The sequence below is a fragment of the Staphylococcus sp. GDY8P85P genome (assembly GCF_017892405.1).
GTDB lineage: Bacteria > Bacillota > Bacilli > Staphylococcales > Staphylococcaceae > Staphylococcus > Staphylococcus borealis.
Map to the genome: position 1 here is coordinate 23,573 of NZ_JAESLA010000023.1, position 11,757 is coordinate 35,329.

Genomic DNA, 11,757 nt, shown 5'->3' on the forward strand with positions numbered 1-11,757 from the left:
CCTTTGGTAGAGTTACTTGAGTCATATTATATTTTTTAGTATTTCAATATAAAATTACATATAAATATAAAGTATTGTGGCAAGACGCTTGTGTTGATTATTAATGAACATAAGTGCTAACGCACTTATGTAAGACATTCTAAAGATGAATGACGAATAACGCTGTGTGCGGGGCCCTAGCAAAGGGATTTTCAACATGAAAATCTACAAGCAAAGCACGTTGGGCAAGCGAGCCAAAAATACGAAGTATTGTAAATAAAGAAGCCAGTAAATGAATTTATAAAAAACTCATTTACTGGCATTTTTGCTAGGAATGATGTCCCAACCTCTTCCTGATTACGATGACTATGATGATCCTTTGTCTTGATTAAAATTCGCTGGTAATGTCTTAACAAATGTAAATAACACAATCGTTTGAATGATTACCATAATGACTAATCCAATTCGAATATATAAGTTTGAAATCATAAAAATAGAAAAACCAACTACTATATATAAACTTATAAGTATTCTTATTTTTTCTTTCATCGTATAACCTTTATACTTTTTAAGATTCTCAACGTAATCTTTATAAATTTGAGTCCTTTCAAGCCATACTTTGAACTTTTTGGAACTATTCGTAAAGCATATAACCGCTAAAATTAAAAAAGGTGTTGTCGGTAATAATGGTAACACTGCACCTATAAAAGCTATTACAGTAAAAAATATACCTAATGCTATTAATACATATCTCATTTACTTGTATCATCACTCCATATCCCATTATTAAAACTAGATATTTTTTACTTACGTTCCCTCTAGTTATTATAAAAACATCACAAGTATTAAAGTTACCAAATCGTCAATCGATCTCATGTCTATGATTCGAAGTCCTTTAATAATTGTGATGCAAACTTTATCTTACAATTTTCTTTTCAAAACGATTTAAATCATTATCATGACCTATCATAATCAATATATCTCCAAATTCGATGTTCATCGAAGGGTCTGGGGATACAACAATTTCTTTACCACGTTTAATCGCAATAATATTGATCCCAAATTGCGCACGAATATCTAAATCAATAATTGATTGTCCTGTCATTTTTTCACTTGCTTTTAATTCAACTAGTGAGTGTTCATCTGCTAATTCAAGATAGTCTAAAACACTAGCGCTTGCTACATTATGCGCAATTCGACGTCCCATATCTCTCTCAGGATGGACAACTGTATCTGCACCAATTTTATTTAATATTTTAGCATGATAATCATTTTGAGCTTTTGCTGTAACTTTTTTAACACCTAATTCTTTAAGTATAAGCGTCGTTAATGTACTAGATTGTATATTTTCACCAATTGCTACGATAACATGATCAAAGTTACGAATACCTAAACTTTTCATCACAGCTTCATCTGTCGTATCTGCTACGACTGCGTGCGTTGCAATGTCACTATATTCATTAACACGCGCCTCGTCTCTATCAATTGCCATAACATCCATATCTAACGCATTTAACTCTCTTACTATACTTCCACCAAAACGACCTAACCCAATAACAACATATTCTTTCTCCATTGAACGGCTACCCCTATCTCTTAAAAATAAGGCAAAGGCTGAGATGAATGACATCATGAAAATTATACTTCATAAAGTTAATATACATTGATGTTCATTATCTCAGCCCCCTTCTATTATTATAGTTATTTTTTACCTTCTACATATTCTTTATCGAATACAAATAATCTCAATAATAATATTAACGATGGAACTAATAAAAGTAAACCTAAAATAAATACAATCACAAGTGCTAATCCCATTGAATCATTAACACCTGAATCACTTACCTTAATAAATGGATATAATAAATAAGGTAATTTACTTATGCCATATCCATAAAATGCAAATGCCATTTGGAGTATCACCATTATAAATGCTAGACCATGATATTTCTTAATGAAGTTCAAAATACCCGCTACAATGAAACAAATGAAGCTTAGTGCAAACATCCACCAGTAATGTTGTACTGCATTATTGAAATGATCTGCATTTTGAATTCTCAACGATAAGAAAACAAATAGTGAAATAATAATCATAGGAGGTCCCCAGAAAATAAACCATTGTCTCATATATTTATATGCCACTTCATCTTTAGCTTTCGATGCATAGTATGTTAAAAATCCTGAAGATATATACAATACACTAATGATTGCTAAAAAGACGACTGACCAAGCAAATGGACTAAGTAGTAATTGGAACCAATCTAAATCAAAATGTGAACCACGTTCATTGATATAGCCACCTTCAGATATTGTTAATACCGTTGCTAATGATGCTGGAATTAACAAACCTGTTAAACCATACATAACTATCCATGGCAATTTAGTGTCTTGACCATAATGTTCAAATGCGTAGAAACTTCCTCGAATAGAAATCAGAATAAGCGCAATAGAACCAGGTACTAGCAACACAGTACCAAAATATAATGCTGAATCAGGGAAAAATCCTACAAATCCAACAAAGAAGAACACGAAGAATACATTTGTAACTTCCCATACTGGATTTAAGTATCGTTCAACTAAGTGGTTAATCTTTTTCTCTTCTCCAGTTAATTTAGTGTGTAAAGTAAAGAAACCCGCACCAAAGTCAATTGAAGCAACAATGATATATAAAAATAAGAACGTCCAAAGTACGGTAATACCTATTGTAGTGTAATCCATTAAGCATGACCTCCTTTTTCGATGACTTTATCTACATCATCTTGGGCAGGTTTATCTTTGAACATACGAATGAGTACATATGCTGATGTAAAGAGTAATACTAAGTAGAGTAATCCAAATAGTATAGTAACTAATGTTATTCCTCCTGCTTGCGTAGCAGCTTCACTCACACGCATATATCCTCTAACTATCCATGGTTGACGCCCAACCTCAGTTAAAAACCATCCAAATTCGATAGCTAACATAGAAGCTGGCCCAGTAAGAAGAATCGCGTATAACATACCTTTATGCGTAACGAATTTACGTAGTTTCTTAATGATTAAAGTTAAAATAAAAGCACCTGAAATAACAAAGCATAATACACCCATAGTTACCATTAAATCAAAGAAGTAATGGACAATTAATGGAGGTAATTCATCTTTCGGAAAATCATTGAGTCCTTCTACTTTAGTGTTTACATTATTATCCGCTAAGAAACTCAGCATGCCTGGTATTTTGATAGCACCTTCAACTTCTTGAGTCTTCTCGTTTAATACACCGAAGAATACTAAATCCGCTTTCGATTGCGTATCAAAGTGCCACTCGTAAGCCGCTAATTTCTCAGGTTGCGCTTGGTGTAAGAATTTAGCTGATAAGTCTCCCGCTAACATTGACAATAATGTTGATAAGAATCCAACAATCATAGTCATTTTTAAAGCTTTTTTATGATATTCTGCATCTTTATTATATTTATTTTTCAATAGTTTAAATGCTGCAATAGATGCTAGAACAAACGCCATTGTCATACCTGCAGTAGCTACTACATGGAACGCTCTTACTAGGAATGAAGGATTGAACATTGCTTCAAGTGGTTGTACATTAACCATTTTGCCGTCCTTCATTTCAAATCCTGCTGGTGTATTCATGAATGAGTTCACTGATGTAATAAAGAACGCAGAGAATGAACCTCCGATAATAACTGGGATGCTAATAATGAAGTGTGTCCATTTATTTTTGAAACGATCCCATGTATATAAATAAATACTTAAGAATATCGCTTCAAAGAAGAAAGCAAATGTCTCCATAAATAGTGGTAAAGCAATGACATGCCCACCCATTTTCATAAATGTTGGCCAAATTAATGATAATTGTAAACCGATAATTGTACCTGTTACAACACCGACAGCAACAGTAATGGTATAACCTTTCGACCAACGCTTGGCTAATGCTATATATTTAGGATCCTTGTTTTTGATTCCTAAAAATTCTGCAATTGCGAACATAAGTGGCATACCAACACCTATCGTCGCAAAGATGATATGTACTGCTAACGTCATACCAGTTAGGAAACGACTAATTTCAACGGAATCCATAATTTCATCACCTTTTCTATATCTATTTTTAAAAAGCAATTAATATAAATTATATAATGTTCTATTTTCTAACTAAATCCTTTTGCTTAAATTTAAGGAAGATTTTTTTGATGAAATTCACATAATTTTCACAGTTTGCATTTCTTTCGAAAATTATATATAGTAATTTTCATGATAATAACTCGATAGGAGTGAGCTCGATTGCCAAACATCGTTATTTTTACTCAAAATGATTGTCCCCCTTGTACATTTGTAAAAAATTATCTTACTGAACACAAGGTCGGTTATATTGAAAAGAACATTGCGAATCAACAATATCGCGCTGAAATGATGGATTATGATGCATTCGCTACACCATTTATTCTCTTAGATGGCGAACCAATGTATCAAGTGGATTTAGATAAGATTAATGCTGCATGTCATATTGGTTCATAACATAATCATATTAACGATACAAGCCTAGCACTAAATGAAATGATTTAGTTGTTCGGTTTTTATTGTAAAAAAACACCTTAACGTCAGTTAAGGTGTTTAATCTATATAACATTATTTAGAAATATGATTAACTAAATCTTTTACTTCTTCTTGAGTAGCACAATTAATTGCACGGTTAGCTAATTCAGACATTTCATTTTTACTTAAACCATTGATTTGTCTTCTAGCTTTTAAAATAGATGTCGCACTCATTGAGAACTCATCTAATCCTAAACCTAGTAATAATGGAATCGCTGTTTCATCTCCAGCCATTTCACCACACATACCAGTCCATTTACCTTCTTTATGAGAAGCTTCAATAACTTGCTTAACTAAGCGTAAAATAGCTGGGTTGTATGGTTGATATAAGTAAGAAACGCGTTCTGACATACGGTCAGCTGCCATAGTATATTGAATTAAATCATTCGTACCAATACTGAAGAAATCAACTTCTTTAGCAAAGATATCAGCTAATGCAGCTGTAGATGGAATCTCAACCATGATGCCTAATTCAATGTCATCAGAGATATCATGACCATCATTTTTAAGATTTTCTTTTTCTTCTAAAAGAATCGCTTTCGCATCACGGAATTCATTGATTGTAGCGACCATTGGGAACATAATGTTTAATTTACCATATACTGAAGCACGTAATAATGCACGTAATTGCGTTCTAAAAATATCTTGTTGATCTAAGCATAAACGGATTGCTCTGTAACCTAAGAATGGATTCATTTCTTTAGGTAAGTTTAAATATGGTAGTTCTTTATCGCCACCAATATCTAACGTACGAACTACAACACGTTTATCTTTCATTGTTTCAAGCACTTTTTTATAGGCTTCAAATTGCTCATCTTCTGTTGGCATTTGATCTCTACCCATATAAAGGAATTCAGTTCTGTATAATCCGATTCCTTCAGCACCATTTTCCATTACACCATATAAGTCATCAGGTGTACCGATATTTGCAGCTAATTCTGCATGTTCTCCGTCGATGGTTACTGTTTCAGCATCACGTAATTTTTGTAATTCTTTTTTATCTTCAAAGAAACGTTCACGTTTGTTTTGATAAGCAATTAACTCATCTTCTGTTGGGTCAACAATAACGTCACCAGTGATACCATCAACGATAACCATATCGCCTTGCTTCACTTCTTTAGTAATTGATTTCGTACCTACAACTGCAGCAATTTCTAATGAGCGACTCATAATTGCTGAATGGCTTGTACGACCACCAATATTTGTAACGAAACCTTGAACAAATTCTTTATTTAATTGTGCTGTATCTGAAGGTGTTAAGTCATTTCCAACGATAACAACACTTTCATCAATCATACTTGGGTTTGGTAATTCAACACCTAAAAGATGTGCTAACACACGTTTTGACACGTCTCTAATATCTGCAGCACGCTCTCTCATGTATTCATTATCCATAGATTCGAAGATTGTAATAAATTGTGAAGTAACTTCATCAAGGGCTTCTGGAGCACTTACTTTTTCATTCGCAATTTTATCTTCGATTGGTTGAATTAACTCAGGATCATCAAGTACTAATAAATGCGCATCAAAAATTGCAGCTTTATCAGGACCTAATTGCTTTTCAGCATTATTTCTGATTTTAGTTAATTCAATTTTAGAAGCTTCTAACGCATTTCTGAATTTTCGAATTTCAGCATCAGTATCTGTAACTTTTTCATTAGTGAATGATAAATCAGGTTCTACTAATAAATAAGCTTTAGCAATTGCGACACCATCTGATGCCGCAATACCATTAATTAATTTTGACATAATTATTCAGTTAAACCTTCTTTAGATAAGACATCACTGATTGCTTGAATTGCGTCTGCTTCATCGCTTCCATCAGCGTAGATAGTGATTTCAGCATCTTTACCTACACCTAAACTCATAACACCCATGATTGATTTTAAGTTAACTTTTTTACCGTTATATTCTAATTGAATATCTGAATCAAATTTTGATGCAGTTTGAACTAACATAGTTGCAGGGCGTGCATGAATACCTGTTTCATCGATAATTACATAAGATTTTTGTTCCATAATCTATTTCTCCTTCGCAAAGTTAGAATATTCAAATTTGTCATAATCTAACATAATTTTATACCATAACACTACCAAAATATATTACTAAATTCAATTCTAATAGGATTGAAAAACTATTATAATTGGTTTTTATAGAAATAAACAAGTGTTTCAAATTGTAAAAAGTCGATTTTAACCTTCAATATTTTTACTTATCATATGCATAACAACACAAATTAAAATCACTGTCACAACTTTGGTTTAAATTATAATTTATGACAAATTCGTATGATAACTATTTAGCCTTTATCATTAAGCTTACTCCAATTATACTACAACATTTTCATTTTAAATAATATCATGAAGCACTTTTTCACATTTTTCGATATGTTCGCGCCCAAGTTTATTCATGAAGTAGTAACTGATTGATGCTGAAACAGCTTGTCCAACAACAGGGAACCATTTCGTTTGTTTCGCTGCAGCTCGTTTTGCCATGTCTCTAATAACCACTTTTAACACAGCACTTGATACTTTTTTACCAATAAATGAACTACCTTGAATTGCAGCTGCTGCTAAAATTCGTTCTTTCACATCATCCCCAAGCGTATTCACTTGTTTGTGATCTAGACCATAAATTTTATTAACATCTTCAATAATGTCTCGCATTAATTTAATATCTACGCCAAAGTCTAGTCCAGGAATTGGCACAATACTCATGCTTGATGATAATAATGATTTTTTCTTCACAATTGTTTCCGCTTTTGCTCTGCGTTCAGCTAATTCTTCTTTAGTAGTCGGTAAGTTACTTTTTTCTTTAATTTCTTCAATATTTAAAACTTTGTTTCCAACTTTATTTGTAACGCCACTTGTAAATTTATTCATAATGCCCATTTAAAGACACACCTTTCTTAAATCATTCATTAAACATGTATACCCATTTTTAATGATTTAATGCTTGATATTAATAAATACAGCTTTTAAGTATTTTGACGGCTTATAGTGCGGGTGCGTTTTAAAATCCTTAGGCAAGCCCATAACTTCCTCAATATCATATGCTACATCTGCTTCATTAAGTGTAGTTTTAATAACATTTTTAAAGGCTTTCAATGAAAAAGCACTTGAATTTGTACATAATAATAGAGACCCATTTGGAGCAAGTATATTTAATGCACCATTAATTAAATCATCGTAATTCTTTTGTACTGAAAATGTCTTCTTCTTATTACGAGCAAAACTTGGTGGATCAATCACAATCGTATCGTATACTTTGCCGTGTCGCGCAGCATAATTGTAAAAATCAAATGTATCCATTACATAAATATACTGGCTCTTAGGATCAATACCATTTAAACCAAAGTTTTCTTCCGTTAAACTACGTGAACGATTGGCTAAATCCACACTTGTTGTTGTAGTCGCATTTTTAGCAGCTACAACCGAAAATGCACCAGTATAACTAAATAAATTAAGTATATGCTTATCTTTTGCAAAGTGGTCTCGTAATTTCTTTCTTACTTCTTTTTGATCTAGGAAAATGCCTGTCATCAAGCCATCATCTAAATCTACATTATAAAATGTGAAATTTTCCTCTATAACTATTGGAAATTCAGGCGTTTCTCCTAATACATGTCCACCTGTATATTCAGAATCTTTAAAACGCATTTTTTCAAAAATCGACTTAAATGGAAATACTTTCTGAATCGCTTCAATGACATTATAGCGGAATTTATATATTCCTTTTGAGTACCATTGAATCAATAAATGGCCATCGTAGTTGTCAATCGTTAAACCACCAACGCCATCGCCTTCTGCATTGAATAATCTAAACGCATTAGTACCTTCGATATGATAATAATAGTCACGTTCTTGTAATGCAATTTCAAATCTTTTTTCGAAAAAAGATGTATTAATTGTTTCATTTTGATCGTAGCTTAATATCCAACCTAACCCCTTATGTTGGCGTCCAACATATGCGGTTGCAATGTACTGTTCTTGACCATTCATAATGTAAAATAAGTCGCCTTCTTTTAAATGATCATTGTTATAAATATCCGCTTCATCTACTAGCGGATAGTGATTCAAACACTTTGTTTCTTTACCTCTATTTAATGTGGCTATTTTCATTTTCAAACGCTCCTATTTAGATTGTTTTAAGTTTGAATTTTATACAATACTCTCGTTATCATTCAACACTAGTTTAACAAATATAAAATTATCATTACACAAAACAACATTAAACAAAAAAGGCGGAACGTGAAGTCTATTTCGTCACCATAGATTTCACGTTACCACCTTATCAAAATTAAACGCATTAAGGTCTTTCTCTCAATTGTAACGTAAATGCGATAATAACCGCTATCAACATTAAGATTAACGTTGGAGTTATAAAGATTGATAATAATAATCCATGAATCATAATGTTTACAAATTCAGTTAACAATTTAAAGAATAGAATACTAACCATAAAGAGTTGTAAATAATAATATTTACCTCTTAAGAAATGTGTAAATGTCGTTGCAATATAAGTGATAATAACTAGCATTAATAATAATAAAGTTACCCATTCAACAACATATTGTGTTTGAGATAGTTCCCATTCACCTGATACAAATAAAGCATTTCTGTTATTAAATTCAATAAATGTAAATAGGAATAAAATGAAACCACAGAATATTTCTACATACGCTGGTTTAATCCATTTCGGACGTCTCATCCAATTAGGAATATCATCTTCTTCAATATTAAATACATTTTTGAATTTATTCTTAAATTTATCACGTTTTGATCTGATTTTTTCTAAATCGACACTTCTTCTCGTCTTACGTGCATATTCTGATGTTTTATCTTGAAGCTGTTTAAAATGAACTTTAGACTGATTCGAAACATTTCCTTTACTTGTTCTTGATAATTCTGGTTTTTCTTCTCCCAATTCTTCTTTAGTCAATGGTAAGGATCTTCTTAAGAATAAGAAATTCCAAATTGAAGCTTGCGCTAATAACCACATTACTAAGAAAAATGTATTTACACTTAAAATATCTATTGGTGCAATTTCATTGGCATCAATTTTGCCGTATAAAGAAATTTGAGTAATTAAATAACTTATTCCATAAGAAAAGATAATCCATAAGTAATGATTTTTTCTATTAGCAACATTAAGTTCATCTTTATATACAATGTAGCCTGTGTGAATAATAAAAGGAATAATAAAAATAATTGCCCAAAAACTATATACTTGAGTCATTAAAGTAATTGAAATGAGGAAGTATAAAATCCCAATAATTAAAAAGAAAATTGAGATGTCGTAATCATATTTCGTAGTTCTATATAATGCATAACCAATAAGCATTACAAGAATACCAAACAGAATAATTATGACTGCACTAATAATAGGAAAGTTGCCTATGAACCTACTCATCACTCTAATAATTTCACTGAAGAATGCATTAAGGAAATCCCATAAATTATGAATTTTTAATTCAACTTTATCTTTATCCTTTAATTGATTAATTAAAGGTAAATTTATAAGTATTATGAGACCCGTGAAGAGTGAAACGATACCGACAATATAACTAAAAATAATCTCGGTGTGTTTCTTAAGAAAAGACATACTGTTCACCTCAAAATTCATTATATAGTAAGATGTTAATCTTGTCTTTATTAAACAATAAAATACATCTTGAGACCTATATAAGTTTATCCTAGTTTTATATGGGTAAACTTAAATTGTAAACATTAATCTAACAAGGAGTGTTCATTATGACAAACGAAGATGCTAAAAAAGCAAAAGAAGTAGAAGAAAAATTAAAAGAACAAAAAGAAGAAAAAACTGATGACATCGAACAAACTAAAAAAGATGTTCAAGACACTTTAGATTAATTACTAAAGCAATTATTTATAAAGGCTACAGCTTCACTCATTCATTTGCGTAGCTAACCGAACTGAGATGGCGCTCTATTTCATGCGTTTCTCAGTTCTTTTCATTTTTAAAAGTATTTAAGGCCATCAACTCATAATGTTTCGAGTCCGGGACATAAATAATATAATGAAGCTATTTTTGCAAATTCGCAGTAGCTGACTGAACTGAGAAGGCGCTTAATTCAAGCTTTTATCAGTTCTAGTCACCCTTGCGGGCGGGGCCCCAACAAAGAGAATTTCATAAAGAAATTCTACAAGCAAAGCAAGTTGGGGTCGGGGCCCCAGCAAAGAGAATTTCATCAAGAAATTCTACAAACAAAGCAAGCTGGGAGTCTGGGCCCCAACACAAAAAATCACGAAAGTGATTTTACAAGCTAAGCAGGTTGGGGATACGACGAATTTAAAAGAATTCTGTCCCACTCCCATCGATTTTTCTTTCATTTTATTTAATTTAATTAAAATCGCCTTGACATTAATTCATAAAAGTCATACATTTAAAATAAATTAAATATAAAACGCACTAGGGGTGTGTATACTGAGATGAGGTTTTACCTCGAACCCTTTGAACCTGAACTAGTTAAAACTAGCGTAGGAAAGTGTTGCTAATATAAATAATTGTAGTAAATACATATAAAACTTTTTATTTAAATTCACGCACAACTTTCTACGGATGGTTGTGCGTTTTTTTAGGAGGAAATATCATGTCAAAAGGTTTAAAGCTTTCAGAAATCCTTGTAACTGTTCTGATTGCAGTAGTATTTGCGATAATTTATAACTTATGGTGGTTTGCGTATAACGTGGCGCAAGTTGCCGGTGTTCATATTGAACAATTAACATATGGCGTATGGTTTATGGCAGCTATCGTCGCATATTTAATTATTCCTAAACCTGGTATTGCACTTATTGCAGAGTTTGCTGCAGGTGCTGGTGAAACAATTGTTATGGGTAAATTTGATATTCCTACAATTGTATATGCAATTCTTCAAGGTTTAGCTTGTGAAATTATTTTTGCTATTTTTAAATACAAATCTAGATCATTAATGGTTGCTGTATTAGCTGGATTAGCAACTGCATTAATTTCATTTCCAGTTGATTATTATTACGGTTATTTAGCTGAAGTCGCAGGATGGAATCTTCTTTTATTCATTATATTCCGTTCTATTAGCGGTATTGTCATTGCCGGCTTATTATCTTATCTCATTGTTAAAGCATTAGATCAAACAGGTGTGACGAAATTATTCCGCCCTGCTTCTCAAAAAGACTACGACAACCTATAAGGGGAA

General features: G+C 32.0%; 12 protein-coding genes and 1 riboswitch. Of the genes, 3 read left to right on the forward strand and 9 right to left on the reverse strand.

Going from position 1 to position 11,757, the window contains the following annotated elements; genetic code table 11:
• Window positions 1-345 precede the first annotated feature (345 nt).
• From KA828_RS05875 to KA828_RS05890, 4 genes are all read right to left on the reverse strand, one after another.
• Window positions 346-735, reverse strand: coding sequence for a YbaN family protein (locus tag KA828_RS05875; RefSeq protein ID WP_210125711.1), 390 nt, complete (start codon window positions 733-735; stop codon window positions 346-348).
• A 160-nt stretch (window positions 736-895) separates the two neighbouring features.
• Window positions 896-1,555: a potassium channel family protein gene (locus KA828_RS05880; RefSeq protein WP_011276142.1), complete on the reverse strand. Its 660-nt coding sequence runs from the start codon at window positions 1,553-1,555 to the stop codon at window positions 896-898.
• A 125-nt stretch (window positions 1,556-1,680) separates the two neighbouring features.
• On the reverse strand, window positions 1,681-2,697 hold the full coding sequence (locus KA828_RS05885) for a cytochrome d ubiquinol oxidase subunit II (protein WP_053017747.1): 1,017 nt from the start codon (window positions 2,695-2,697) through the stop codon (window positions 1,681-1,683).
• On the reverse strand, window positions 2,697-4,049 hold the full coding sequence (locus tag KA828_RS05890) for a cytochrome ubiquinol oxidase subunit I (protein WP_053029143.1): 1,353 nt from the start codon (window positions 4,047-4,049) through the stop codon (window positions 2,697-2,699). The genes KA828_RS05885 and KA828_RS05890 overlap by 1 nt, the downstream gene beginning before the upstream one ends.
• Window positions 4,050-4,250: 201 nt before the next feature.
• Between KA828_RS05890 and KA828_RS05895 the strand changes: the two genes are divergently transcribed.
• Window positions 4,251-4,484: a glutaredoxin family protein gene (locus KA828_RS05895; RefSeq protein WP_053029142.1), complete on the forward strand. Its 234-nt coding sequence runs from the start codon at window positions 4,251-4,253 to the stop codon at window positions 4,482-4,484.
• A 111-nt stretch (window positions 4,485-4,595) separates the two neighbouring features.
• Here KA828_RS05895 and ptsP read toward each other — a convergent pair whose 3' ends face one another.
• The 5 genes from ptsP to auxA all read right to left on the reverse strand — a co-directional run bounded on the left by ptsP (window position 4,596) and on the right by auxA (window position 10,166).
• Window positions 4,596-6,311 (reverse strand): phosphoenolpyruvate--protein phosphotransferase, encoded by a 1,716-nt coding sequence (ptsP, locus tag KA828_RS05900; RefSeq protein WP_053029141.1) that lies wholly within the window; start codon window positions 6,309-6,311, stop codon window positions 4,596-4,598.
• 2 nt (window positions 6,312-6,313) lie between these two features.
• Window positions 6,314-6,580 carry a phosphocarrier protein HPr gene (locus KA828_RS05905; RefSeq protein ID WP_011276148.1) on the reverse strand — a complete coding sequence of 89 codons (267 nt, stop codon included), beginning with the start codon at window positions 6,578-6,580 and terminating at the stop codon, window positions 6,314-6,316.
• A 330-nt stretch (window positions 6,581-6,910) separates the two neighbouring features.
• A complete protein-coding gene (locus KA828_RS05910) occupies window positions 6,911-7,453 on the reverse strand; it encodes a hypothetical protein (RefSeq protein ID WP_053022619.1) in 543 nt (180 codons plus the stop codon).
• A gap of 57 nt (window positions 7,454-7,510) precedes the next feature.
• Window positions 7,511-8,683 (reverse strand): class I SAM-dependent rRNA methyltransferase, encoded by a 1,173-nt coding sequence (locus KA828_RS05915; RefSeq protein ID WP_210125713.1) that lies wholly within the window; start codon window positions 8,681-8,683, stop codon window positions 7,511-7,513.
• Between the two features lie 187 nt (window positions 8,684-8,870).
• The gene (gene auxA, locus KA828_RS05920) at window positions 8,871-10,166 is read right to left on the reverse strand and encodes a lipoteichoic acid stability factor AuxA (protein WP_210125715.1); all 1,296 of its coding nucleotides are present in this window, start codon (window positions 10,164-10,166) and stop codon (window positions 8,871-8,873) included.
• Between the two features lie 149 nt (window positions 10,167-10,315).
• Here auxA and graF point away from each other — a divergent pair, with 149 nt between their 5' ends.
• Together graF and KA828_RS05930 are read left to right on the forward strand one after the other, a co-directional pair.
• On the forward strand, window positions 10,316-10,435 hold the full coding sequence (gene graF / locus KA828_RS05925; protein ID WP_011276152.1) for a glycopeptide resistance-associated protein GraF: 120 nt from the start codon (window positions 10,316-10,318) through the stop codon (window positions 10,433-10,435).
• A 551-nt stretch (window positions 10,436-10,986) separates the two neighbouring features.
• Window positions 10,987-11,086: riboswitch (TPP riboswitch) on the forward strand.
• Window positions 11,087-11,175: 89 nt separating this feature from the next.
• A complete protein-coding gene (locus KA828_RS05930) occupies window positions 11,176-11,751 on the forward strand; it encodes an ECF transporter S component (protein ID WP_053017839.1) in 576 nt (191 codons plus the stop codon).
• The last annotated feature ends 6 nt before the right edge of the window (window positions 11,752-11,757 follow it).

Bases quoted from the DNA above. Each gene is read 5' to 3' on its own strand.
- KA828_RS05875 (WP_210125711.1), bottom strand. From the start codon at position 735: ATGAGATATGTATTAATAGCATTAGGTATATTTTTTACTGTAATAGCT.
- KA828_RS05880 (WP_011276142.1), bottom strand. From the start codon at position 1,555: ATGGAGAAAGAATATGTTGTTATTGGGTTAGGTCGTTTTGGTGGAAGT.
- KA828_RS05885 (WP_053017747.1), bottom strand. From the start codon at position 2,697: ATGGATTACACTACAATAGGTATTACCGTACTTTGGACGTTCTTATTT.
- KA828_RS05890 (WP_053029143.1), bottom strand. From the start codon at position 4,049: ATGGATTCCGTTGAAATTAGTCGTTTCCTAACTGGTATGACGTTAGCA.
- ptsP (WP_053029141.1), bottom strand. From the start codon at position 6,311: ATGTCAAAATTAATTAATGGTATTGCGGCATCAGATGGTGTCGCAATT.
- KA828_RS05905 (WP_011276148.1), bottom strand. From the start codon at position 6,580: ATGGAACAAAAATCTTATGTAATTATCGATGAAACAGGTATTCATGCA.
- KA828_RS05910 (WP_053022619.1), bottom strand. From the start codon at position 7,453: ATGGGCATTATGAATAAATTTACAAGTGGCGTTACAAATAAAGTTGGA.
- KA828_RS05915 (WP_210125713.1), bottom strand. From the start codon at position 8,683: ATGAAAATAGCCACATTAAATAGAGGTAAAGAAACAAAGTGTTTGAAT.
- auxA (WP_210125715.1), bottom strand. From the start codon at position 10,166: ATGTCTTTTCTTAAGAAACACACCGAGATTATTTTTAGTTATATTGTC.
- graF (WP_011276152.1), top strand. From the start codon at position 10,316: ATGACAAACGAAGATGCTAAAAAAGCAAAAGAAGTAGAAGAAAAATTA.
- KA828_RS05930 (WP_053017839.1), top strand. From the start codon at position 11,176: ATGTCAAAAGGTTTAAAGCTTTCAGAAATCCTTGTAACTGTTCTGATT.